The 24,913-nt window shown below is 39.7% G+C and carries 25 protein-coding genes and 1 tRNA gene; 21 read left to right on the top strand and 5 right to left on the bottom strand.

Annotation, left to right across the window (positions count from 1 at the left end):
• The first annotated feature begins 69 nt into the window (after positions 1–69).
• The 4 genes from KFK88_RS06575 (at position 70) to KFK88_RS06560 (ending at position 2,639) form a co-directional block, all read left to right on the top strand.
• Positions 70–369: a LapA family protein gene (locus KFK88_RS06575; RefSeq protein WP_223577979.1), complete on the top strand. Its 300-nt coding sequence runs from the start codon at positions 70–72 to the stop codon at positions 367–369.
• The gene (gene lapB / locus KFK88_RS06570) at positions 370–1,539 is read left to right on the top strand and encodes a lipopolysaccharide assembly protein LapB (protein ID WP_223577978.1); all 1,170 of its coding nucleotides are present in this window, start codon (positions 370–372) and stop codon (positions 1,537–1,539) included.
• A gap of 14 nt (positions 1,540–1,553) precedes the next feature.
• Entirely contained in the window at positions 1,554–2,255 is a 702-nt protein-coding gene (gene pyrF, locus KFK88_RS06565) for an orotidine-5'-phosphate decarboxylase (protein WP_223577977.1), read from the top strand.
• Between the two features lie 78 nt (positions 2,256–2,333).
• On the top strand, positions 2,334–2,639 hold the full coding sequence (locus KFK88_RS06560; protein WP_223577975.1) for a ComEA family DNA-binding protein: 306 nt from the start codon (positions 2,334–2,336) through the stop codon (positions 2,637–2,639).
• On the opposite strand, the gene rrtA is transcribed toward KFK88_RS06560, so the two are convergent.
• Positions 2,636–3,256, bottom strand: coding sequence for a rhombosortase (rrtA, locus tag KFK88_RS06555; protein ID WP_223577973.1), 621 nt, complete (start codon positions 3,254–3,256; stop codon positions 2,636–2,638). The two genes, KFK88_RS06560 and rrtA, sit on opposite strands and share 4 nt — an antisense overlap.
• A gap of 224 nt (positions 3,257–3,480) precedes the next feature.
• Here rrtA and KFK88_RS06550 point away from each other — a divergent pair, with 224 nt between their 5' ends.
• The 4 genes from KFK88_RS06550 to KFK88_RS06535 all read left to right on the top strand — a co-directional run bounded on the left by KFK88_RS06550 (position 3,481) and on the right by KFK88_RS06535 (position 5,797).
• A complete protein-coding gene (locus KFK88_RS06550; protein ID WP_223577972.1) occupies positions 3,481–3,639 on the top strand; it encodes a hypothetical protein in 159 nt (52 codons plus the stop codon).
• Positions 3,640–3,759: 120 nt separating this feature from the next.
• Complete coding sequence (locus KFK88_RS06545; protein WP_223577970.1) at positions 3,760–4,242, top strand: hypothetical protein; 483 nt, start codon at positions 3,760–3,762, stop codon at positions 4,240–4,242.
• A 677-nt stretch (positions 4,243–4,919) separates the two neighbouring features.
• Entirely contained in the window at positions 4,920–5,078 is a 159-nt protein-coding gene (locus KFK88_RS06540) for a hypothetical protein (protein ID WP_223577968.1), read from the top strand.
• Between the two features lie 125 nt (positions 5,079–5,203).
• Complete coding sequence (locus KFK88_RS06535) at positions 5,204–5,797, top strand: hypothetical protein (protein WP_223577966.1); 594 nt, start codon at positions 5,204–5,206, stop codon at positions 5,795–5,797.
• 349 nt (positions 5,798–6,146) lie between these two features.
• Here KFK88_RS06535 and KFK88_RS06530 read toward each other — a convergent pair whose 3' ends face one another.
• From KFK88_RS06530 to KFK88_RS06515, 4 genes are all read right to left on the bottom strand, one after another.
• Positions 6,147–6,536 (bottom strand): helix-turn-helix domain-containing protein, encoded by a 390-nt coding sequence (locus tag KFK88_RS06530; protein ID WP_223577964.1) that lies wholly within the window; start codon positions 6,534–6,536, stop codon positions 6,147–6,149.
• A 239-nt stretch (positions 6,537–6,775) separates the two neighbouring features.
• On the bottom strand, positions 6,776–7,540 hold the full coding sequence (locus KFK88_RS06525; RefSeq protein ID WP_223577963.1) for a hypothetical protein: 765 nt from the start codon (positions 7,538–7,540) through the stop codon (positions 6,776–6,778).
• Between the two features lie 80 nt (positions 7,541–7,620).
• Positions 7,621–7,696: transfer RNA gene (locus KFK88_RS06520), tRNA-Asn, on the bottom strand.
• 85 nt (positions 7,697–7,781) lie between these two features.
• Positions 7,782–8,963, bottom strand: a complete 1,182-nt coding sequence (locus KFK88_RS06515) for a pyridoxal phosphate-dependent aminotransferase (protein ID WP_223577962.1) — start codon at positions 8,961–8,963, stop codon at positions 7,782–7,784.
• A gap of 124 nt (positions 8,964–9,087) precedes the next feature.
• On the opposite strand from KFK88_RS06515, the gene uvrB reads away from it, so the two are divergent.
• The 13 genes from uvrB (at position 9,088) to KFK88_RS06450 (ending at position 24,905) form a co-directional block, all read left to right on the top strand.
• Positions 9,088–11,076, top strand: coding sequence for an excinuclease ABC subunit UvrB (gene uvrB, locus KFK88_RS06510; RefSeq protein ID WP_223577961.1), 1,989 nt, complete (start codon positions 9,088–9,090; stop codon positions 11,074–11,076).
• Positions 11,077–11,246: 170 nt separating this feature from the next.
• Entirely contained in the window at positions 11,247–11,882 is a 636-nt protein-coding gene (locus tag KFK88_RS06505; RefSeq protein WP_223577960.1) for an MlaC/ttg2D family ABC transporter substrate-binding protein, read from the top strand.
• Positions 11,875–12,381, top strand: coding sequence for a transcription/translation regulatory transformer protein RfaH (rfaH, locus tag KFK88_RS06500; RefSeq protein WP_223577959.1), 507 nt, complete (start codon positions 11,875–11,877; stop codon positions 12,379–12,381). The genes KFK88_RS06505 and rfaH overlap by 8 nt, the downstream gene beginning before the upstream one ends.
• Positions 12,382–12,598: 217 nt before the next feature.
• On the top strand, positions 12,599–13,381 hold the full coding sequence (gene cysQ / locus KFK88_RS06495) for a 3'(2'),5'-bisphosphate nucleotidase CysQ (protein WP_223577958.1): 783 nt from the start codon (positions 12,599–12,601) through the stop codon (positions 13,379–13,381).
• Positions 13,378–16,089: an SLBB domain-containing protein gene (locus tag KFK88_RS06490; protein WP_223577957.1), complete on the top strand. Its 2,712-nt coding sequence runs from the start codon at positions 13,378–13,380 to the stop codon at positions 16,087–16,089. Before cysQ ends, KFK88_RS06490 begins: the two co-directional genes overlap by 4 nt.
• Positions 16,089–17,558 carry a capsule assembly Wzi family protein gene (locus KFK88_RS06485; protein ID WP_223577955.1) on the top strand — a complete coding sequence of 490 codons (1,470 nt, stop codon included), beginning with the start codon at positions 16,089–16,091 and terminating at the stop codon, positions 17,556–17,558. The genes KFK88_RS06490 and KFK88_RS06485 overlap by 1 nt, the downstream gene beginning before the upstream one ends.
• 75 nt (positions 17,559–17,633) lie before the next feature.
• Positions 17,634–18,587, top strand: a complete 954-nt coding sequence (locus KFK88_RS06480) for a Wzz/FepE/Etk N-terminal domain-containing protein (RefSeq protein ID WP_223577953.1) — start codon at positions 17,634–17,636, stop codon at positions 18,585–18,587.
• A gap of 10 nt (positions 18,588–18,597) precedes the next feature.
• Positions 18,598–19,623 (top strand): UDP-N-acetylglucosamine--undecaprenyl-phosphate N-acetylglucosaminephosphotransferase, encoded by a 1,026-nt coding sequence (gene wecA / locus KFK88_RS06475; protein ID WP_223577951.1) that lies wholly within the window; start codon positions 18,598–18,600, stop codon positions 19,621–19,623.
• An 8-nt stretch (positions 19,624–19,631) separates the two neighbouring features.
• Complete coding sequence (tviB, locus tag KFK88_RS06470) at positions 19,632–20,930, top strand: Vi polysaccharide biosynthesis UDP-N-acetylglucosamine C-6 dehydrogenase TviB (RefSeq protein ID WP_223577949.1); 1,299 nt, start codon at positions 19,632–19,634, stop codon at positions 20,928–20,930.
• Positions 20,931–20,969: 39 nt separating this feature from the next.
• Complete coding sequence (locus KFK88_RS06465; RefSeq protein ID WP_223577947.1) at positions 20,970–21,995, top strand: NAD-dependent epimerase/dehydratase family protein; 1,026 nt, start codon at positions 20,970–20,972, stop codon at positions 21,993–21,995.
• 155 nt (positions 21,996–22,150) lie between these two features.
• On the top strand, positions 22,151–22,603 hold the full coding sequence (locus KFK88_RS06460) for an acyltransferase (RefSeq protein WP_223577945.1): 453 nt from the start codon (positions 22,151–22,153) through the stop codon (positions 22,601–22,603).
• Positions 22,600–24,300 (top strand): N-acetylneuraminate synthase family protein, encoded by a 1,701-nt coding sequence (locus tag KFK88_RS12020; protein WP_223577943.1) that lies wholly within the window; start codon positions 22,600–22,602, stop codon positions 24,298–24,300. The genes KFK88_RS06460 and KFK88_RS12020 overlap by 4 nt, the downstream gene beginning before the upstream one ends.
• Positions 24,301–24,311: 11 nt before the next feature.
• Positions 24,312–24,905: an acyltransferase gene (locus tag KFK88_RS06450; RefSeq protein WP_223577941.1), complete on the top strand. Its 594-nt coding sequence runs from the start codon at positions 24,312–24,314 to the stop codon at positions 24,903–24,905.
• Positions 24,906–24,913: the final 8 nt, after the last annotated feature.

Here is a 24,913-nt window from a genome sequence, read left to right as displayed (position 1 = left end):
ACCCAAAATACTGTCCGTGTCCTTATTTGATAAGGCACGTACAAGCACAATGAACAGCTTGGAGCGAGTTTGCGTAAGATTATAGCCATTATTCTATTTGTGGTTGTGTTAGTGATCAGCACAGTGTTTGCACTAAATAATGACCAAGCGATTACCGTTAATTATCTGTTTGGTACCACTGAACTTGCTTTATCGTTGGTCGTTTTCTGGTCAGGGCTTTGTGGTCTGGTGCTTGGTATTCTTGGTATGCTCTTTGCTGTTTATAAGTATAGACATCGTTTCAGCCGAACCAAAAAGAAACTTGAAAAGGCAGAGAAGGAATTACAGCAACTCCGTCAACAATCTATTGCTGCGAAGGATCCATTTTAAATGAACCAGTGGTTACTGTATGGGGTGTTAGCGTTACTACCCCTTGCTGCACTGTCTGGTTTCCTCATGGGGCGTAAAAGTCGCAAAGGCAAGCAAGGTAACAGTCTCTCCAGTAACTATATCAAAGGCCTCAATTACTTATTGAACGAGCAACCCGATAAGGCTGTCGATACATTTATTGACCTGCTCAAAGTTGACACTGATACTGTAGAAACCCACTTGGCTTTGGGTAATTTGTTTCGAAAGCGGGGTGAGGTTGATCGAGCGATTCGATTGCACCAAAATCTCATCGCACGCCCTCAATTGTCATCAAAAGATCGAAATACAGCCTTATTCCAGCTTGGTTTAGATTACAATGCGGTTGGTATGTATGACCGTTCGGAAAAGCTGTTTAATGAATTGCTGGCTGATCCGGTGCATAAAAATGAGTCTTTGGTTCAATTACTAAATATTCACCAGCTCACACGCGACTGGGATGATGCTGCGAAAATCGCTGAGCAGTTACAATCAAGTATTGGTGTGGAACAAACCAAGCCCATTGCACACTTTTATTGTGAGCTAGCAAGCCAAAAGCGCCAAGAAGGTGATATCAAGGCTGCTTTAGCGAACGTTAAGAAAGCTCTTAGCATCAATTCAGATTCCGTTCGCGCCAGTCTGTTGCAAGGTGATATTCATTTGCAGCAAAAAAATTATAAGCAAGCCATTAAGTCTTACCAACGGATATTGCAACAAGATATTGCGTTCTTACCAGAAGCTTTACCCAGTATTTCTGAAGCGTACCACCACACTAAAGACCGCACAGGTTATAAGAATTTTTTAGATAAGAGCCTTGAGCTGGGTGCTGGCGTTTCTGTTCTAGTGGAGCTATCTAAAATTATTCAGCACGACAAAGATGATAGAGCAGCTGCCGAGTTAATCGGTGGGTTTTTACAAGACCGGCCGTCGTTAAAAGGTCTTCAACGACTGATTGCATTGCATATCGAGCATGCACAAGATTCAGCCAAACCCAGCCTGCAGTTGTTGGATGATATTGTAGAGAAGTTAATTGCTCGTAAACCACGTTATGCCTGCCATAATTGTGGTTTTGAGACAAAAGCCATTTATTGGCAGTGTCCGAGCTGTAAAGAGTGGAGTTCCGTCAAGCCAATCAAGGGCATTGAGGGTGAATAGTAAATAGGTAAGTCATGTCTGAACCAAAAATTTTAGTCGCACTTGATTATAATGATAAAAAGGAAGCTCTCGCGCTTGTAGAGCAGTTAAATCCAAAGCTTTGCGGACTTAAAGTCGGCAAAGAAATGTTTACGTTATTTGGTCCTGATTTTGTCAAAGAGTTGGTAGCCAAAGGCTATAATGTGTTTCTTGATTTAAAGTTTCACGATATCCCGAACACGGTTGCCAAAGCTTGCCAAGCAGCAGCAAAGCTTGGGGTATGGATGATTAATGTCCATGCGTCGGGTGGCAGAGTGATGATGGAAAAGGCAAGAGAAGCACTTGAGCACGAAGAAAACAAACCGCTATTAATTGCAGTAACCATGTTAACAAGCATGAATGAACAAGTTTTTAGCGAGTTAGGTTATCAACGTGGCTTAGCGGAGCAAGTTGCGCACCTGGCCCAAATGAGCAGAGATTCAGGTCTGGATGGAGTGGTGTGTTCCTCATGGGAAGCTAAGCAACTCAAGCAGCAATGCGGGAAAGATTTTAAGTTGATAACGCCAGGCATTCGTCCAGAGGGAAGTGATAAGGGCGATCAGAGCCGTATCATGACACCGTCACAAGCATTAAATGCAGGTTCTGATTACTTAGTTATCGGCCGCCCCATCACCCAAGCAAACAATCCTTACCAAGCCTTGTGCGATATCTCTGATTCTATCGTAAGCCACTTGTAACAGTTATCCGTCTCGATTAATCTCCCCTTGTTGGCGGTTGTCGCCAACAAGGGATTGTTCTAATAAGGAGATTAAAGAATGAAATTTTTTGCATCACTTGCAATCGTACTTACCTGTTTGTTCAGTCAAAACCTAGTAGCTCAAGATAAGGTTGAGAGAACTCCAAAAAGTCAAAGCCAGCAGAAACTGTCTCAGGTCAATATTAATACGGCGAGTTCTAGTCAGCTTGCAGCTGTGTTAAAAGGTGTTGGTCTGAAAAAAGCTCAGGCAATCATTGACTACCGACAAAAGTTCGGTCCATTTAAGTCGATTGACGAATTAACAGCGGTTAAGGGTATTGGTGCTAAAACACTTGAAAAAAACCGTGCCAAGATAAGCATTTAGGCGGGTTTATTATCATTGTTTAGTTTGGCCTTTATTGAGTTCGGTTTGTTAAGGCGACTCTTTGGCCAAACTAAACCCAATATTAAACCTTGAATAAAGCCTATGATATGGGCTTCCTCAATAACATTGCCACCCAACCACTCGTTGTAGCTACTTTCCTCACCAATAAATTGAGGAATGAAAATCTTCAAGCCAACTATGATCAGTAAAAGGCCGCTCAGTTTTATTCCTAGACGCAACTCAGCTACAGCTGCGCCAGCGATTAAGCCATAAAGGGCTCCTGACATTCCAACATATTGCTCTAATGAGGGAACCCACAAATGCAGCCCAAGGATATTCCCAACAAAAAGAAGAGTGAACCAAATTAACCAATCAGTATTCTTGAGCAAGTTTATAAATAGCGCCATGGTAAACCACAACCCGGCTAAATTGAGAAGAGTATGACGGACTCCTAAATGAACAAAGTTGGGTGTCACCAAGCGCCAAAATTCACCTGAGTTTACTGCCGAGCGATTGTACTCCATCCATGAATTTAACTGGGGTAATGCAAATATGAGAATAATGCAAATATGACTTAAAATCAAAGGGATAGCGTATCTATAAAAAAAATTTCTCATAACTATTATTTATCAAATGTAAAATTTACTTCACGTTTTTATTAAACTATATTGATTAATATTTATACAAAGAAACCCATAACGCCCGTTCTTTAAAATAATAATATCGTTAAAAAGCAATAAGTTATGGTAACGACTAGGCGGATGCGCATTTTGCTATCCATTATTAATTTTGTTTTATATCGTATTTTTTCCTAAATAACTACTGTTAGAGGTACTTAATTATGTTTGAATCTATCGCAATGATCTGCTATTTATCTATGGTACAACCTCAAGAAATTCAACAACCTTTGTTTGAACCGAAGGAAGTTGCGCTTGAAGTATACACAGGAGGCTCTGGTGGAGAGCCAGAAGAAGATCCTACGACAAGTAAGAAGGATTGATATTTGATCACAAACTTCGTAAATGAATTAAACTTAACTGGCTTCATTACAAACACTTTTACTTTATGTTTGGTTGGATGCTTGTTTTTGCATTTACTCTTCACCAAGCGGAAACGCTTGGTGAGCTTTTGTGCATTCTTGGTAGTGGTTCAATTCCTCAATTGGAATTTGTCCCCGTGGCTGATGGAGCATGGAGAGGGTAAGTACATTTGGTATATTACTTGGATGATTACAGACATATTGATTTTACTGTATGTCGCATTTCAGGCTGTAGTAACCAACAAAATTACAAAAGAAGAAATGGCGGTGAGTATATTCACAACGATAGCCATTGCATTTTATATAGGTCGCTTTGTAGAGAGACACTTTACAGAGTTTAGCCTGATTAAAGGTTTGCAAGCGTATGCGTTACCGGCGGTAAACATCTGTATTATTATTGTTCTTACTGCCCCAGTGATTAAACAACTAGTATTATTAGCAGGGAAACACCTAAATGGCATTACTATTTTTGGCCTACGGTTTAGTGTTAGCAGCGTTCGCAGTAGCGTTGTTCTGGCTGATTCTAAAGGCTTATCGAAACAAAAACGCCGAATCCCTAGATAGCGGATTTTCAGGCGAGTCACTCTTCAGTGGTGAAGAGAACATTGTTGATCTGTCTGCATATCGTAGAGCAGATATAACCGCTTTGCGTCTACTCCAAGAGTACTCACAAATTGAAACCAGCAACCTTTCAGAAAAGGATAAACTCAGAGAAATACTTGTCTGGAACCAAAAACTGGAGGAGTTCGAGCGCAAAAACAGAAAAATTATACAGTCCAGAGGCTTCCTACGCCCCGTGCAAGGCAAAGTAAGCCCCTCTAGCGTTTCCCCCTTGACACGCATTTAGCACCCCCCCACACACTGGCAATGAAAAGGCGCTTACTAAAGGCGCTTTTTTTTGTTTCTTAAAAAAACTTATTAAAGATAATACTTTTAAGGGGTTTGCGCATTGCGGGTAATGCATAAATGACTATTTATTTCAATGGGTTAGCTAAATACAAAATCGAAATATAATAATAAGTAACATTTATCAAATGTAAAATTTACTTCACGCTTTTATTTAATTATATTGATTAATATTTAATCAGCAAAACCCATAACACTTGTTCTTTATCATAATAATAGTGTTACAAACCAATAAGTTATGGTAACCAAATCTGGATAACGCCTTTCGTGATCCATGAATTATTTTATTTCAAATCACTTTTTATTGATGTAACTACTGTTGGAGGCATTTAATTATGTTTGAATCTATCGCAATGATCTGTTATTTATCTATGGTACAACCTCAAGAAATTCAACAACCTATACTTTTTGAGCAAGAAGTTGCGCTTGAAGTCTACACTGGTAACGGTGGAGGGGAGCCGGAAGAGGATCCTGACAAAACTAAGCGTGACTAACGATGTAGAGACCAGTTAAACAGTTAGATATTGTACAAATTGCTGTTTCCTCTTTTGTTTAAAACTTTGTGTTTGTTAGGATTTGTTGAAGACTAAACCTACGTAGAGTAGAGGAACACAGGTAATTGTTTAACTTTGTCTTAGACCTAAATCTTTGGCAGCCACTGAAGGATATTTTTACTTTATCTTTGGTGGGGTGTTTATTTATGCACTTAATGCTCACTAAGCAGAAGCGCTTAGTGAGCTTTTGCATGTTTTTAGTGATCGTTCAGTTTGTTAACTGGGCGATCAGTCCAGCATTAAGGTCTCATGAAATTGCTATCTATATCTGGTACATCACCTGGATGATTACAGATATTTTAATTTTGTTATATGTGGCAACTAGGGCCGTGATTTCAGGGAGAGTATTAAAAGAAGAATTTGCCATTTGTGTTTTAACGCTCGTAGCAATTTCTTTCAGTTTAGGCCGTTATGTTGAGCGGCATTTTACTGAATTCAATCTCGTCGGCAATACTCAAGCCTATGCCTTACAGGCGGTAAACTTTTGTATTGTGATGGTTCTTTTAATACCGATTTTAAAACAACTTGTCTTTCTTATAGGTAAGCAGCTCAATGGCATCACTATTTTTGGCCTACGGTTTAGTGTTAGCAGCGTTCGCAGCAGCGCTGTTTTGGCTAATTCTAAAGGCTTATCGAAACAAAAGCGAAGAACTCTCTAGTTCAGAGTTTTCTAGTAGTTCCCTTTTTGAAGAAGAGGGGAATATAGTGGACCTGTCTGCTTTTCGTAGAGCGGACATTATGGCTTTGCGTTTGTTGCAAGAGTACTCACAGATTGAGACAAGTAATTTAAGCGAGAAAGATAAACTGCGAGAAATTCTAGTTTGGAATCAGAAACTAGAAGAGTTCGAGCGTAAGAATAGAAAGATTATACAGTCTAAAGGCTTTTTGAGGCCTGTACGCGCTAAAAGCTCAGGGAGTAGTGATATTACGTCGCTAACAAGAATTTAGCGGTATACAAAAAAATAGCGCCATTCAGGCGCTATTTTTTAATACTAAGAGTTTAACTCTTTACTTCAAGTTAACTATCCGCATCCCAAGCTCTTCTTTTGAACTATTGGCTTGATAGTTGGATAAAATCATTTCAGCTTTTTCTTCTGGCGTCAGTTCAATACCACGTGCATTTGCTAGAGACTCCACCAGAGTAATGATACGCTTTAAAGTGTCTACCTCAGATGAATAGTCTATTTGGCTTGTGGTTTCATTAATTGGTACGAGCGACAGTCTGAAGCCTAAAGCCCTTGCTAGTGTATCGATCTTGTGAACACCGGGGTCGGTCGTCTTTCGCTCTAAAATTCTGTATATCGTCGATTGACTTATATTGGATTTACGCTGCATCGAATAATCAGTTTCACCAAAATTATTCATAAGTTGCTTAAGTTGATCAATTATTTCACTCATATTGTATCCCAGCAATGCAATTTTGACTTGATTTCAATGCATTCATGCATTAATATATATCCAAGATGAACTTTAATCTAGTAACTTATTTTTACCACAGTCTTGCCAACAAATAAAGCAAACTTGAAAAAATAGGTAAACTCTTAAGATTAAAGTGAAAATCAGATACGTTCTGATACAGTTTTCCTTCAGCTATATGGTGGGATTTGGCCGAGAATCATTTCTCGGCTTTTTTTTGCCTAATGATAAAGAATTGTACGATTTTCAATCACATAGCCACTTTTATCAGACATCATCAACTTTCTCTTGAGCCAGTTACCCTCCGAGTCACTTTTGAGGTATTCATAAGTTAATACTGACTTGTCATCATTGATATTATGAGTTTCTGACTTAATCCAGCTCTCAGAGTTATATACCTTGGTTGTGGTCGAGTGGTAAGTTTCCCCGAATAAACGCTTTGCTTCTACGAGTTGATCGTCTGAATTGTATGTGGCGTAGTATTCAGACTTAGCCTCAGTATCGCTTGAAATGGTGATTGCAGAGATTAAATTACCACGCTCATCATATTTTAGGTTGGTCATTTGACCTTGGCTGCCATCATGAGTTGTTGAGGCGTAGGGTAAAACTTCTGTGTCTTTATATAAAAAATTGATAACACTTGGGTGTTCGCTATCAAACCTTTCGTATTGGGTGATGAGCCTATGACTGTCATCGTACAAGTATTGGCTTGCGATTACTGTAGGAGCACTCTCTGGATTCGTTTGATCAACATAGTGACTAACCATTTCAGTTAACATTCCTTGTTCATTAAAGACTGCGCGCATTGATTGATTTGCGAATATATTGCTTTGGTCGTCGAGTTCACTATAGTCGAACACATGATGGACTGATTTAACGTCTCCTAGCAAATTATAGAAGCTGGTATCTTGCTTTTTATTGGGGCGGTCTTGACAGGCTAGTAGTGAAAGCAGAGCGACAAAAATTAGAACAGACATGCGTATCATGATTAAAAATCCCTTTAGTGTTATATCAATTATATTTAAGCACAAAAAAGGCCTTGTATCGCTACAAGGCCTCTAAAATATGGCTCCCCCTGCTGGATTCGAACCAGCGACATATGGATTAACAGTCCACCGTTCTACCGACTGAACTAAGGGGGAATTGTGTGTTCAACGTTGTGCGTTGAACGGGGCGAGATAATAGACATATTTCGCCCCTTGGTCAACACCTAAATCGAAAAAAGTTTTAATTTGCTATTTTTTTAAGCCTTTCAATCGCTTTTTCTAACGTTTCCATACTGGCTGCATAGGATAAACGCATGTGGCCTGGCGCGCCGAAAGCGGAGCCTGGAACCAGTGCTAAATCAACTTTTTCGATTAGCAATTCTGCTAAGTCTAAATCTGACTCGCAACCATGCTTGTTGATGAGTCCTTGAACATTAGGGAAGGCATAAAATGTACCGTCGCTTGGTAGGCAAGTGATACCTTCAATGGCGTTGAGTTCATTAAGAAGATAGTCGTGACGCTTTTTAAAGGCATCCAGCATCGGTTTAATACAACTTTGGTCACCATTGAGCGCTTCGGTCGCGGCAGCTTGGCTCGGTGCTGCTGGGTTCGATGTGCTCTGCGATTGAATTTTTTTCATCGCTGCAATCAAGTTTGCAGGACCTCCGGCATAACCGATACGCCAGCCAGTCATGGAGTAAGCTTTTGAGACGCCGTTGAGAACAATCGTGCGATCATAAAGCTCAGGGCATGCATTTAAAATATTGCAGAATGAACCTTCTTCCCAAAGTATATGCTCGTACATATCATCAGTGGCGATCACGATGTTCGGATGTTTTTTAAGAACATCGCCTAGGGCTTTGAGTTCGTCTTTAGAGTAGGCGACACCAGTAGGGTTACTCGGGCTGTTAATGACGAACAAGCGTGTACGCTCAGAAATAGCGTTTTGTAGTTGCTCTGGGGTGATTTTTAAGTGCTGCTCAATATCGGTCTCAATGATGACAGGTTGAGCTTCCGCTAATAATGCCATGTCAGGATATGAAACCCAGTAGGGGGCTGGAATAATGACTTCATCGCCTGGGTTTAATAGTGCTTGGCATAAATTATAAAAGCTTTGTTTGCCGCCTGAAGAAACCAAGATTTGGTTCGGCTCATAGTCCAGGCCATTGTCTCGCTTGAATTTGTTGATGACCGCTTCTTTCAGTTCAGGCGTACCATCGACAGCTGTATATTTAGTCGCGCCTTCGTTAATCGCCTTAATAGCCGCTTGCTTAATGTGGTCAGGCGTGTCGAAGTCTGGCTCGCCTGTGCCAAGGCCGACGATGTCACGACCTTGTGCTTTCAGTTCTTTGGCTTTCGCGGCTACGGCCAGCGTTGGTGATGGTTGAATCAGCTGTACTCTTTTAGATAATTCGATTGTCACGTGTTCCCTCGATTTTTTTGCAAAGTATGAGACAATAAGCGTCAATCATACTCCAAGTTATATCGCTACCCAAGCAGTTCTGGCGATCTGGAAACCAACTTATCTAACTAAATGATATAAGTGCATGAGCCAAATATTTGATTTGAAATCTCAGTTTCAACCTGCCGGAGATCAACCCAAAGCCATCCAAGGACTGTTAGAGGGGCTTGATGATGGTTTGTCACACCAAACGTTGCTCGGTGTGACCGGTTCTGGAAAAACCTACACCATGGCAAATGTTATTGCTCAAAGCGGTAGACCAGCAATCATCATGGCGCACAATAAAACGTTGGCAGCTCAGCTCTACGGAGAGATGAAAGAGTTCTTCCCGAATAATTCAGTTGAATACTTTGTGTCGTATTACGACTACTATCAGCCCGAAGCCTACGTCCCTGCGTCTGATACTTTTATCGAAAAAGACGCCTCGATTAATGAGCACATTGAGCAGATGAGGCTGTCTGCAACACGGGCATTGTTAGAGCGTCGTGATGCTATTATCGTTGCGTCGGTTTCGGCAATCTATGGTTTGGGTGACCCCAAAGCGTTTCATAGCATGGTGATGCATCTCAAAGTTGGTGATGCGATTGACCAGCGTTATATTTTAAGGCGTCTGGCTGAACTTCAATATACCCGCAACGATATGGAACTTCAGCGTGCGACCTACCGAGTTCGCGGAGACCTGATTGATATTTATCCTGCTGAATCTGATAAAAATGCTATCCGCATTGAATTATTTGATGATGAAGTGGAGACGATTCAGACATTCGACCCTCTTACTGGCGAGGTGATTAAAAATCTCACGAGGGCGACTATCTTCCCTAAAAGTCACTATGTTACATCGCGTCAGACGATTCTTGATGCCATTGAGCAGATAAAAGAAGAGTTGAAGGAGCGACTGGCGCAGTTGTATGAGATGAATAAGCTGGTTGAAGCACAACGTCTTGAGCAGCGAGTCAAGTTTGATATCGAAATGATGCAGGAGCTGGGTTATTGCTCAGGCATTGAAAATTATTCGCGTTACTTATCAGGGGCACAACCTGGCGAGCCGCCTCCTTGTTTATTAGACTATTTGCCGCCTGATGCATTGATGATCATTGACGAATCACACGTTACTGTGTCGCAAATCGGCGCTATGTACAAAGGTGACCGTTCGAGGAAAGAAACGTTAGTAGAGTTTGGTTTCCGCCTACCGTCGGCGCTTGATAACAGACCTTTAAAGTTTGATGAATTCGAACGTATTCAGCCGCAAACGATCTTTATTTCTGCAACTCCTGGTAATTATGAAGAAGAACATTCTGGGCAAGTGGTAGAGCAGGTGGTTCGCCCAACCGGCTTAGTGGACCCCGAGATTGAAGTGCGCCCAGTCGGGACGCAGGTTGATGATTTGTTGTCTGAGATCAATAAGCGGGTAGCTGTTAACGAGAGGGTATTGGTTACTACTTTAACTAAGAAAATGTCCGAAGACTTAACTGACTACCTCGCCGAGCATGGTATACGGGTTAGGTATCTTCACTCGGATATTGATACGGTTGAAAGAATGGAGATTATTCGTGATTTGCGACTAGGTGAGTTTGATGTCCTGGTGGGCATTAACTTGTTAAGAGAAGGGCTGGATATGCCAGAAGTTTCTTTAGTTGCTATTTTAGATGCAGATAAAGAAGGGTTTTTACGATCGGAGCGCTCTTTGATTCAAACCATTGGCCGTGCTGCGCGTAACCTCAATGGTAAAGCGATTCTTTATGGTGACCGAATAACGGGTTCAATGAAGCGTGCGATTGATGAGACTGAGCGACGCCGCGCTATCCAGCAAGCGTTTAATAAAGAGCATGGTATTACACCACAAGGGATTAAGAAGAAAATTAGTGATGTTATGGATACAGGAGGTTCAAGTCGGGGTAAGAAGCGTATTGCTGAGAAGAAAGGCAAATATGAAGTCCGTAGCTTAGCCGATAGTGTTGAAATGATTGAAACACTAGAAAAAGAAATGCTAGACCATGCAAAAAATTTAGAATTTGAAAAAGCAGCAGAAGTTCGCGACAGAATTGAAAAAATTCGTGAGCAAAGTATTGCTTAGGTCACAAAATTAACAAAACTGTGGAATTTATTGGTTAGTGGTCGCTCTGATGGTAAAATTCGGTGGTCTCTAGCCAATCAGGCTCCTTAGAACCACCGGTAAACATTAAGTTTGTATTAAGCTGATTCACTTATGATGTGGTTTTATCGAGGAGCGGAGTAAAAATAATAATGACATATTGTGTTAGACCTTTCATCACAGTCTTTTTGCTATGCCTATCGTCTGCCACTCTGGCTGATGTCTCTATTTCTCAATATTTCGGCAAGAAACTCAATAAAATCAACAGCTTTTTAGAGCAAAACCATGAAAAAGCTCATCAAGAACCTAAACTACTGATGGATTTTGTGGATAGTGAGTTATTGCAGGTCTGGTCCGCAAAAAATACGCTCAGAGCAATGTTAGGTAGTCAGCGCTGGAGTCAGTTGTCTAAAGGCGATACTCAGCGGCTTATTTTGGCTTATGAAGATACTATACGACGATATTTGTTTGAGATTTTGGATCAATACCAAGATCAAGTCGCAACAGTAGAAGATGTGAGACTTAACTCTAAAGGCAACAAAGGCTGGTTAAGAGTTAATTTGAAGAGCCAATCTTTTCCCGATTTTAATATTGACCTCAAGATTTACAAGGATGTTGCTCAATGGTCAGTATATGATTTTAGCTTCCAAGGCATTAGCTTTGTGAAAATGAAACGAGCTTTCTTTAGGCAAACTTATGATTCGAAGGGTGTTGAAGGTGTGATCGAGATACTTAACCAAAAAAATCAAAAGTTTAAGCAAGTGGTCATGGAAGCTAGTGATGAGTAAAGAGCAGGTCGCATGGTACCTAGTGCACTGTAAGCCCAAACAAGAAGTACGGGCGCAGGAAAACTTGAATAATCAGCTGATTAATAGCTTTTTACCGACTATTTCTGTCGAGAAGGTTATTCGCGGTAAGCGCCAGAGTGTCGAAGAGGTTATGTTCCCCGGCTACTTATTCGTTGAGTTGGCGATAACAGGCGAGTATTGGTCTAAAATTCGCTCTACTAGAGGGGTACGAGATTTTGTGCGGTTTGGTGGCGTTCCAGCGAAGATTTCACTTGAGTTGTTAGAGCAGCTTAAAGTGATTGATAGCAATCTTGTCACAAATGTTGCTGCTGAGACGCCTAAAGCTGGTGACCGGGTTCGTATCATGTCAGGTCCTTTTAAAGATCTTGAGGGCGTATTCCAAATGCCAGACGGTGAGCAGCGTTCTATCGTTTTGCTTAACATCCTTGGTAAAGAAAGCAAATTGGAAGTGATGAATAGAGATATTGAAAAGTTATGAGTTAACGGCTGTCAAATGCTTAGGACGATTTTCCTAAATATTACAAGTAGAGGCTTTCGATAGTCTGGTGGAATCTATATAATAGCGCTCGCTCAAGCGGGCATTAATATAAAGAAATTATAATAAAAACAGTAAAGTAGGCACTTTGGGAGCCAAAACCCAAGGGCGGTAGCATACCTAGCCTATAATTTCATAATAGCGTTAGATGGAAACTTTAATGGATAAGAAACTACTAACGGAAGAATTCGTTAGCAAAATCAATAATATAGCTGTAGATGCAGGCCACAAGATCATGGCAATTTATGAACAAGACTTTGATATCCAAGAGAAGTCTGACAGCTCACCTTTAACTGAAGCCGATCTGGCTTCGCATCGCTGTATTGTCGATGCTTTATCCTCGCTAACCCCTGAAATACCAATTCTTTCTGAGGAATCAGCCGATATCCCATGGTCACAAAGGTCGCAGTGGCAAACTTATTGGTTGATTGATCCTTTAGATGGCACCAAAGAATTCATCAAAAGAAATGGTGAGTTCACTATTAACATCGCCTTAATTAATGAAGGCAAGCCAGTATTTGGCAGTGTCTACGCGCCAGTTCTTGAGCAGCTTTATTTTGGAGGAGAAGGTCTTGGTGCTTGGAAGCAATCTAAATCTGGTAAAAACAATATCGGAGTTTCAAGTTCTCCAGAGGAGCCAATCCGAGTTGTTGGCAGCCGCTCACACCAGTCAGACGATATGAAAGGTTACTTGGAGCAGTTTTCCTCCTTTGAGTTAGTGCCAATGGGTAGCTCGCTCAAAATTTGTCTTGTCGCAGAGGGCTCCGCTGATATCTACCCTCGTTTAGGGCCCACATCAGAGTGGGACACTGCTGCTGCTCATGCTGTATTGACTGCGGCAGGTGGTAGTTGCTTTATTTATGAGAACGATGAAGAATTAATGTATAACACTAAAGAGTCGTTGTTAAATCCTTATTTTATAGCACAAGGTCCACAATTATGATGAAAAAATCTCTTGGCTTGCTTCTCGGAGCTTTAACTTTAGCTCTTTCTACTAAGCTTCTAGCTGCAACTGATATGTCGCAGGCAAAGCAATTATGTCAAAATGCCACAGAACAACAGAGACAGATGGCGAGAGCTGCAGGTTATGATGTGGATTCCATGTGTACTTCTCTGCAGCAGCAAGGCAGTGCTTCATCTTCGGAGCAACCATCAGGCTCCTCAGTTTTACCAAGAGAACTAGCTGGCTTCCCAATGCAAAGGGAACAGAAAGTGGAGCAGGAAAAAGAATCAGAACAAGAAAAGCTACCGAGAGTTGAGCGTGAGCTTAAAAAGTTTGGCTATGACCTATTTGCTGGAGTTCCTACAACCTATACTCCAGTAAATAATATTCCTGTCCCTTCTAATTATATTGTTGGACCTGGCGACACCATTAAAGTACAGCTTTACGGTAAAGAGAATAAGAGCCATGAGCTGACCGTTGAGCGTGACGGCACAATACAGTTTCCTGAGTTGGGCCCAATCAACGTTTCAGGCTTGTCTTATACAGAGTTAAAAGAATCGTTATCACAAAGGATTAGTGAGCAGTATATAGGTGTTCAATCTAATGTTAGTTTAGGAGAGCTTCGCTCTATTCAAGTTTTTGTGCTCGGGGAGTCATTTAAACCTGGGGCTTACACTGTGTCTTCTTTATCGACTGTTATGAATGCACTTTATGTCAGTGGTGGCTTAACTGATATCGGTTCATTGAGAAATATTCAGTTGAAACGTAATGGAGAATTGGTTTCTACGATTGACCTGTATGACCTTTTGCTAAAAGGTGATACGAGTGATGACCAGCGTCTCCGTTCTGGGGATGTCATTTATATACCATCAGCTAAGAAAACAGCTTCGATTGCTGGAGAGGTAGTTCGTCCTGCTATTTATGAACTTAAAAATGAAAATACGATTAATGAAGTAATAGAACTCGCAGGAGGCTTATTACCAAGCGCTTATAAAAGTGATGTTCGAATTGAGCGTTATAGTGACTCAGGGCAGCAGACTGTAGTTGATGTTGATCTTAAAACGGCAGCAGGCCTGAAATCTAAAATTCAAAATGGCGATATGGTTAAAGTTTACCCTGCTGTAGAGCGAAAAGAAAATGTCGTTGAGTTGCTAGGGCATGTGTATCGCCCAGGTTTGGTAAAATGGGAAAAAAGCTTGAGCTTAACGGATGTTATTAAAAGCCAAGTTCATCTTAAACCTCATGCAAATATTGATGCGGTACTAGTCTTTAGGGAGACAGATGACTTAGGTAGTATTAAGCCTTATATTGTGAATCTAAGAAAATTATGGTCGTCGAATAATATTTTTGAGTTAGAGCCTCGAGATAAGTTACTTGTTTTGTCTAATCAAGTGTCAGATGAGGATGTTGAAGATTTTATTGCTGTTGAACAAGAGCAGTATGTGCAGCGATTAAAGGAACGTATAGAGTTTGAGAGCTTAACTAAAGATGTGAAGGATTCAAACAATATTTATCAGTTTTCAGATTTGTCTAACAAAATTAAAAAGCGTCAGCAGGAAGAGGTTTTGAAAAGTCGTGTTTTAGATAGAGAGTCTGAAGAATACGATATCTTAAAGTTCCAGCAAATAAAACAAGAGATCCGTAATGCTGAGTTGCAACCATTCATCAAGCAGTTAGAAGCTCAAGCATCCAATAATAAAGTTGCTCAACTCGTTAAAATTAGTGGTGGTGTTAAGTATCCAGGTGAATATCCATATCAATCCGGAATGAAGCCCAGCGAGTTAATCCACTTGGCAGGAGGTTTAACTGAAACTGCCTATATGACAAATGCCGAAATCACGTCGAGGACTTTTACCGTTGACGGTGGGGTTAATATCAGACACAGAGACCTAAATCTACAAGAAGTGTTTTTAGGAAGTGAAGATTTATCTTTATCCCCTTTTGATGAAGTTAACATTAAAGTTTCTCCAAATAGTGCTGAAGAAATTTATGTAGAAGTCCAGGGTGAGGTTAAGTTTCCTGGGCGGTACAAAGTGGCAAAAGGTGAAACATTGTCACAACTTGTCCAGCGAGTGGGTGGGTTTAGTAAATACGCCCACCCCAAAGCAAGTGTTTTTTCAAGAAAAGCATTAAGGGAGCATGAGCAGAAGAAGTTAGATGAGTTGCAATCAAGGCTTCGTCAGGATATCGCTATTTCAGAGTTAGAGGATGCGAATATAGGTAAAATGGCAGATGTTTCATCTGCCAAGTCACTTCTTGAAGTTTTAGATACTACTGAAGCGACAGGTAGGTTGGTGATTAATATAAACTCGATTTTAAGTGGGGACTCACAAGACGTTATTTTAAAAGCAGGCGATCGGTTGATTGTACCGAGTTTCCGTCAAGAGGTGACGGTTGTAGGAGAAGTGCAAGTAGCAACATCTCATCTCTATAGTGAAAACTTTGACTACCAAGATTACATTGATAGAAGTGGTGGTAAAAAAGACACTGCAAATGAAGGTGCGATTTATATAGTTAAAGCTGACGGTTCAGTAGTATTACCAAATGAATCTTCTTGGTTGACTCATAATGCAAACAACATAGAGCCGGGCGACACTATTGTTGTGCCGCTTGATACAACTCGTGTTGATGGCTTAGAGCTTTGGACGAAAGTGAGTCAGATAGTCTATCAGTTAGCACTTGGTGCCGCAGCGGTTAATAGTTTCTAATGAGACAATCAGTTGCTTTAATTTTCGGCTGTTACCTTGCGGTTGGTGCACTCACAACTCAAGCAGAACCATGGCTAGACACAAGAGATGCTTGGTTAAGAGCGGATGTGGAGGCTTTATCGGGACATGGCATTATTAACACGCCTATAACTACTTGGCCACTTCCTTGGGCTAGGATAGTTAAAGACATAGATAAGGCCAGCTTGATAGATGTGCCTGATGAGCTCATGCCTGCTTTGATGCGTTTAAAAAGAAAAGCTCGGATTGAAACGTCAAAAGGCTCGCGCAGCGAACTAGCTTTACGAGCAGGAACCCAAGGCAGAGTTTTACGTGATTTTGGAGATTCTAGAAGAGAAAAGGCTGAGATAACCTCTCGAAATATGGGAGTGACTCAAAGTCTCGCATGGAATATTGAAGCAACAAAAGCTTTTGACCCCCTTGATGGTGAAGAGGAGCGTTTAGACAATAGTTACGTTGCGGCTGTTTGGGATAACTGGATATTCTCAGCAGGAGCTCAAGAACGTTGGTATGGACCTGGTTGGGATAGCTCTCTAATTCTTAGCAATAATGCTCGACCAATTCCCGCTTTATCCGTGCAACGTAATTATGCAGATCCCTTTGAAAGTGATTGGCTTTCTTGGATTGGTCCGTGGTCAGTTTCAGCATTTGCAGGACAGTTAGAAAGTGACCGCTTTATCCCTCACGCAAAACTTCTAGGAATGTCCGTGACGTTTAAGCCCTTCCAGTCACTAGAGATTGGTTTAAGACGAACCGCACAATGGGGCGGAGAAGGAAGACCGGAGTCCTTATCGAGTTTAATAGATTTGGCAATTGGTCGGACTAACTGTGATGAGATAGAAGATGGCTGTGAAGACCGGTTAAACTCCAATGAGGCGGGTAACCAATTGGCAGCTATAGACTTTAATTGGCGTTTACCGACAGAGCGATATGTTGGTTCACTATATGGACAAATGGTTGGTGAAGATGAGGCCGGGTATGCTCCGTCGAGAAAGTTTTACCAGTTAGGATATAAAAATAGTTTTAGTTACGGTGATAGCTTAATAACTAGTTATATTGAATATGCAGACACCGAAAATGAATTTGCTAAAAACTTAACGTATGAACATTCAATATATCAAACGGGTTATAGAACCGAAGGCCGAAGTATCGGTTCGACTTACGATGCAGATACCGAAAGTATTACTATAGGTCTGCTTGCCTCCACAAAAGGCGGGCAACGCTATAAAGTATCAGTATCTAGTGTTGATATGAATAAATATGGTACTGGAGATAATCACAGTATTTCTAGCAACCAAACTAGCTTCTATAAAGCCGAAATTAGTTTCGAAAAACCGTTAAGCCAAGGTCTATTGTCATTGAATATGACCTATCAAGACAAGGCTTTTGAAGGCTTATTAGGAGCAGAAGATAAACTTAATGTAGGTTTATCATGGAAAATGGAACTATAAGTCTAAGAAAGAGGTGCATAATGACTGCAAAAAAACTCTCGTTAGACATGAATTCTTAACAAAAGCATAGAAACTATGAATACTCAAAATACACAAGAAAATGAGACAACCTATAGAGAAGACGAAATTGATCTGCGTGAATTGTTCTCTATTTTATGGAAAGGCAAGTGGATCATTATTGGAGTAACTTTTTTGTTTGCTATTGCTTCAGTTGCTTACGCCTTGTATTTACCGAATGAATACAAGGCTACAGCAGTAGTGCAGCCAAATGAAAGTGGAAGTGGTGGAAAGTTAAGTCAATTAGCTGGTCAGTTTGGTGGCCTAGCATCGCTTGCTGGTATCAACATAGGTGGAGGTGAGTCCTCTGATGCTATCATTGCTATGGAAGTAATGAAGAGCTGGGGTTTTGCAGAAATATTCATAGAAAGATACAACCTGGCTGTACCAATATTCGCCGCGAAAGGGTGGAGACAAAGCTCAAATGAACTAGTTATTGATGAAGACCTTTACGATACACATACAAAAAAATGGGTTCGCGAGGCCCCTAAAGGTAAGACGGTAGAGCCAACTAGCTGGGAGCTTTATGAAAAATTTAAAGAACATGTTTCGGTTAGCCAGGATAAAGAAACTGGTTTAGTGACAGTCTCAGTGACTTACTTCTCTCCAGAAATGTCAAAACAGTGGGCTGAGTGGTTAGTTGAGGATATTAACCAATATATGAAAGAACGTGCCTTAAAAGAAGCTAATGAAAGTATTAAGTATCTCGAAGAACAAATACGGCAAACCTCAGTAGCTGATATTAGAACTGTATTCAGTGAGCTAATTCAAGAACAACATAAGACAAAAATGTTGGCTCAGGTTTCAGAAGAATATATTTTTAAAAAAATTAGCCAAGTTAAACAGCCAGAAGAAAAAGATAAGCCCAAAAGAGCGTTAATTGTCATACTTGGCTCAATATTAGGTGGAATAATCTCGATATTTTTAGTTTTAGTTGGCTTCTTCTTTAGAAAGGATAGCGAAAAACAATAGGAACTTGGTTATGCATATTAGTTGGATGGTCGCATTCTTTGTCTGTTTTGCCGCAGTTCTGGTTTTAAAACCAGCTGCGGTTAATTGGGGGCTAGTTGATACTCCTGATAAGCGAAAGAGGCATATAGGTAGTATCCCATTAGTTGGGGGGTTAGCAATTTATTTATCAACGCTGACTTCGGTCAGTTTATTTGTAGAAAATAGCCATCAAATCAATTTAATTTTAGTTTCTATTTCTTTGATCGTTTTTATAGGTGCTTTAGATGATCGTTATGATTTGAGTGCTAAATTGCGTTTAATTGCACAGATACTGACAGCTTCTGTTTTAACATTTGGAACGGATATTCATATATATAGTTTAGGTAATCTTTTAGGAGCTGGAGAGGTGGTGACTGGCTCTTTTTCTGGCGTGGTGACAGTTTTAGCGATTGTAGCAGGCATCAATGCATTTAATATGGTTGATGGAATTGATGGGCTAGCAGGAACTCTTGCATTATTAAGCTTGTTAGCAATTGGTTATTTGGTTGCTGGAGCAGACCTTCAGTTATTAATAGGTGTATTTTCTGCATCGCTTATAGTTTTCTTATTGTTTAACTTGGGGCTCTTCTCAAAAAAGAACAAAATCTTTATGGGTGATGCAGGAAGTATGATGCTGGGGTTGGTAGTGTCCTGGTTATTGATTGTCAGTAGTCAAGCTGAGAATGCTAGAGTTGCTCCAGTAAATGTCTTATGGTTTATTGCTGTCCCATTAATAGATATGGTTGCAGTGATGTACAGAAGGGTTAGAAGAGGGCAGTCCCCATTAGTAGCTGATAGAGAGCATCTACATCATGTATTTATGGATGTTGGGTTGAGCTCTCGACTTGCCCTGCTATTTATAACGTGCATTAGTGTATTTTTTTCATGTATTGGTCTAATTTTTACTATCTATAATGGTAGTGAGTTTTATTCATTATTACTATTTGTCTTCATGTTTTGTATTTATAATACATTATTGGATAAAAGGCATAAGTTAAAAGAATGGTTGAATAGATAGGATTATAAATGAGTTTTAAAACCATTAATCAGTTTGACAAAACGCAAAAAAAAATAGCTGTAATTGGGTTAGGCTACGTGGGCTTACCTCTTGCAGTAGAGTTTGGGAAAAAATATCCAGTACTTGGCTTTGACATTGATAAAGATAGAGTTAAAGAGCTGAATAGCGGGGTTGACTCGACATTAGAAGTCGGAGCTGAAGAGCTTAAGAGTACTGAGCAATTAAGATACTCTTCAGAGGTTGAAGAACTTAGGGACTGTAACGTCTTTGTTGTCACCGTGCCGACACCTATTGACGAGCATCGCCAACCTGATTTAACTCCTTTGATAAAAGCGAGTGAAATGCTTGGGTCACTACTAAAAAAAGGCGATATTATTATTTATGAATCAACGGTTTACCCTGGAGCTACAGAGGAAAACTGTGTACCTGTCATTGAGAGAGTATCAGGCTTAACTTTTAACTCTGATTTCTATGTAGGTTATTCTCCAGAGCGCATTAATCCTGGAGATAAAAAGCATAGATTAACTGGTATAGTAAAAGTTACATCTGGCTCTACTTCCGAGGTTGCAGAGTTTGTTGATCAGCTTTATGGTTCTATAATTACAGCAGGAACCCATAAAGCAAGTTCCATCAAAGTGGCAGAGGCGGCTAAGGTAATTGAAAATACGCAGAGAGATGTGAATATTGCACTGATTAATGAGCTTTCTATTATTTTTAATAAACTGGGTATTGATACTCTAGATGTTTTAGAAGCCGCTGGGACGAAGTGGAACTTTTTACCATTCCGCCCTGGGTTAGTAGGAGGTCATTGTATCGGTGTTGATCCTTATTATCTAACCCATAAAGCACAGTCTGTTGGGTATCATCCTGAAATGATTTTAGCTGGTCGCCGTCTTAACGATGCTATGGGGCAGTATGTCGTAGCTCAATTGGTAAAAACTATGCTGAAAAAACGTATCCATGTTGAAGGTGCGAATGTTCTTGTTATGGGGTTAACTTTCAAAGAGAACTGCCCAGATCTGCGAAATACTAAAGTTGTCGATATGATTAGGGAGCTTGAGGAGTATAACATTAATGTGGATGTTGTAGACCCCTGGGTTTCTAGAGATGAGGCGTTAAATGATTACAGACTTACTGTAAAAACTGAGGTAAAGCATCAATATTATGATGCAATTATACTAGCTGTAGCGCATGAGGAATTTAGGGCTATGGGCGCTGAAGCTATTCGTGCATATGGTAAAACTAATCATGTTTTATATGATCTCAAGTTTATTTTACCTAAAAATGATTCTGATATTAGATTATAGCTGAGCAACTATTATAAAGAATAATGTAAAGGCTGACTTATGACGCTATACGATAATGTAAAAAAAGACTTACAAACATCTCCAAAAAAATGGTTAATAACTGGCTGCGCTGGTTTTATAGGCTCAAACCTTTTGGAACATCTACTAAGGTTAGACCAACAAGTAGTGGGTTTAGATAACTTTTCGACTGGCTTTCAGCACAACCTTGATGAAGTAAGAAGTTTAGTTTCGGCGGAGCAGTGGAGTAGATTTAGTTTTATAGAAGGGGATATCTGTAATCTGAATGATTGTGCAAAAGCTTCTGAAGAAGTTGATTATGTTCTTCATCAAGCTGCTCTGGGCTCAGTCCCCAGATCTATAGATGACCCTATAAGTACTAATAACACTAATGTTAGTGGCTTTCTTAATATGTTAGTTGCTGCGAGAGACGCGGGAGTCGATAGTTTTACTTATGCCGCTTCAAGTTCGACCTATGGTGATCATCCCGCATTACCAAAACGAGAAGAGTGTATAGGAAAACCTCTTTCACCATATGCAGTTACTAAATATGTTAATGAATTATATGCAGATGTATTCGCTAAAAGTTACAACTTTAGATCTATAGGGCTCAGGTATTTTAATGTATTTGGAAAACGGCAGAACCCAAATGGAGCTTATGCTGCTGTAATTCCCAAGTGGGTATCTGCGATGATCAAAGGAGATGATGTTTATATTAATGGTGATGGTGAGACGAGTCGTGATTTCTGTTATATAGAAAATACAGTACAAATGAATATTTTGGCTGCAGTTGCGCCAAACGAAGCTCGGAATGAGGTTTATAATGTTGCTGTTGGTGATAGAACATCTTTAAAAGAACTTTTTAATAACATTAAAGCCTCTTTAATTGCTAATAGTATTGATATAAATGTAGAGCCAAAATATCGTGATTTTAGGATTGGTGATGTTAAACATTCACAAGCTAGTATTGATAAAGCAACGAGTAAATTAGGTTATAAACCTGCCTATAAAATAGGTGCGGGAATAGATGAGGCAATGTCTTGGTATGTGAAACTGCTCAGTAAATAAATTCTATTATGAACTTTAAAGTTTAACTAAACCTTGAGTAATCAATTGAGTAGCATATAAGTATGAGTCAATTCAGAAAAAATAATAAAAGAAGTCTTATTTCTAAGCTTATGACACTGTACTATCGAAGGAGAGTAGGTAAATGTGGCGCAGCAGTGAACTTTGATAGTATTGTTTATTTGATGCGATTTCCACGAAATATTCAGTTTGGAGATGGTGTTTATGTCAAGAGTGGAGCTAAGCTTTGCCCATGTAATGAGAAAGCTAAAATTACGGTTGGGGAAAATACTACGATAGGATACAACACACTGATCTTTTCATCCGTAAATATTCAAATTGGTGCTAACTGCATGATTGCACCAAATGTGTACGTTGTAGATAGTGACCACGGTACGGATAGGTCGTTACAGATGAATCTACAGGAAAATACGGTATCTAAGGTCTATATTGGGGATGACGTTTGGTTAGCGACAGGGGTTGTTGTACTCAAAGGGGCGGTTATACCAGAGGGGTGTATTGTTGCAGCTAATTCTGTAGTTAAAGGTGAGTTAGAGGCTTATGGTATTTACGCTGGAGTGCCAGCTAGAAAAGTCGGTGAGCGAAAGTGAGGTTTGGAGCTATAATTCTTGCTCGCCTAACGTCCTCAAGGCTCCCTGGTAAGGGGCTAAAAAAAATTGCTGGCAAGGAAGTATTGTTAAGGATAGTTGAGCTTTTGAATCTTTCAGAAAAAATAGATGAAATAGTCATTGCTACATCTAACTTACCATCTGATGATCCAATTGAGGCTTTCTGCCATAAATATAATATAAAAATTTATCGAGGTGACTTAGATAATGTCGCTCAACGATTTTTGAACGCTGCTGTTTTCTACAATTTAGATGCGGTAATAAGAGTGAATGGTGACAACTTATTCGTAAATACAGAGCTTGTAGACGATGCTTGTGAACAAATAGAAAAAGGCTTTGACTTTGTGTCTAATGTAGCCGGTAGGACTTTCCCTAAAGGAATGAGTGTCGAGGGTATAAGGACAAAAATTTATCAAGAATATTATGAAGAATTCAATTCCGCTGAAGATTATGAGCATGTGATGTCTTTCTTTTACAAGAATAAACAAAACTTAAAAACAAAATTTATAAAAAATATTAGTTGCCCAGAAGCAGAAGGAAAACAAATTGCTATAGACACACAAAGAGATTTTTTGATAGCTAGTAAAGTTTTTGAGAATTATGGTTGGAACGATTATTCGATCGATTTAAGTAGACTGATGACAGAGTATAACTTACAGGAGACACAGATGAGTTTTGTCGGACAGCATGGTCCATTATTGATAGCTGAAATTGGTGGTAATCACGAAGGTGATTTTGAGTATGCAAAAAAACTAACGCGATTAGCTATAGAAAGTGATGCTGACTATATAAAATTTCAAATGTATTCAGGAGATACACTTGTTAATCCAGTTGAATCACCTGATAGGTTTAAGCACTTTAAAAAATTTGAATTGTCTCGGGAGCAGTATATCGAGCTTGCAAAAACTATTTCTGACTCAGGCAAGCGTTTCATGGCATCTATTTGGAATGAGGAAATGCTTGATTGGATTGATGAATACAATACAGTTTATAAAATTGGTTCTGGAGATCTGCTAGCATGGCCTTTGCTCAAAAAAATTGCAGAAAGAAGTAAACCAATGATTTTATCTACAGGCCTAGCTACAGAGCAAGAAGTGGTAGATACAGTTAATTATATCCGTGACTGCAACCCTCTATACAATGATGCTAACTACCTAGCAGTAATGCAGTGTACTTCAATGTACCCTATTCCCAATGAAGCTGCTAATTTGAATGTAATGCCAAAGTTGCACCGACTTACAGGGGCTACAATGGGTTACTCTGATCATACAGAAGGAACTGATGCTTTGAAACTTGCAGTTGCAAAAGGTGCTCAAGTTTTGGAGTTTCACTTTACAGATAAAAGAGAAGGAAAAGAGTTTAGAGATCATAAAGTTTCATTAACTAAAAGTGAAACGCTGGATTTAATAGAGTATATAAAACTTGTAAATGTTTTAAATGGTAGCGCAGTTAAAGAACCAGTAGAAATAGAGATTGACAATGGTCATGTCGAAAGCTTTCGGAGAGCCATTTACCCTACACGTGATATTTCCAAAGGGACAGTCATTAAAGAATCAGATTTGGTAATATTGCGACCATCACATGGTCTTTCATCCCGTTATTATGATGAAATAATAGGCAAAACAACTAATAAGGATTTAAAAAAAGGTCAAAAATTAAAGTTTGATTACTTTAGTTAGGTGTTGATTTTATGTTTAGCTTTATAATTCATTTATATCTAAAGCTTCGCTTTGGTAAACGCCTAGTAATAGGTAAGAAAGTTGTATTTAAGTCCTTGCCGACTCTAATTATATCGAAAGACTCTTCTATAGTTTTATCGGAAGAGGTTATTATTGGTAAGATGGTAGAGCTTAGGGCTACTAGAGGGTCAACTCTCATTTTAGGTAAGTTTGTAAAGCTTGATACTCTCGTGAGAGTGATAGCTACTAATAAAGCCGATATAGTAATAGGCGATTTTACAAGAGTAGGAATTGGTAGTGTATTTAATGGAGGGGGTAAGATCAATATTGGAAACAATACACTCATTTCAGGTTACGTTTATATACAAACAAGCATGCATAACTATTTGGGAGACGATAAAATTCAAAATCAAGGATATTCATACGGTGATATAATCATCGGTGATGATTCATGGATAGGAGTGCATGCTGTTATTTTTCCTGATGTAGTGCTTGGTGAAAAAGTCATTGTTGGAAGTAACTCTGTTGTAAACAAAAGCTTTTCAAAGCATTGTGTCATTGCCGGTGCTCCTGCTGAAAGAATAAGAATATTAAAACAGAAGTAGAACAAAGA

The organism is Kangiella taiwanensis (assembly GCF_020005165.1).
GTDB classification, from domain to species: domain Bacteria; phylum Pseudomonadota; class Gammaproteobacteria; order Enterobacterales; family Kangiellaceae; genus Kangiella; species Kangiella taiwanensis.
The sequence above is the reverse complement of the archived record's forward strand: the minus strand, read 5'-3'. Positions and strand labels throughout refer to the sequence as shown.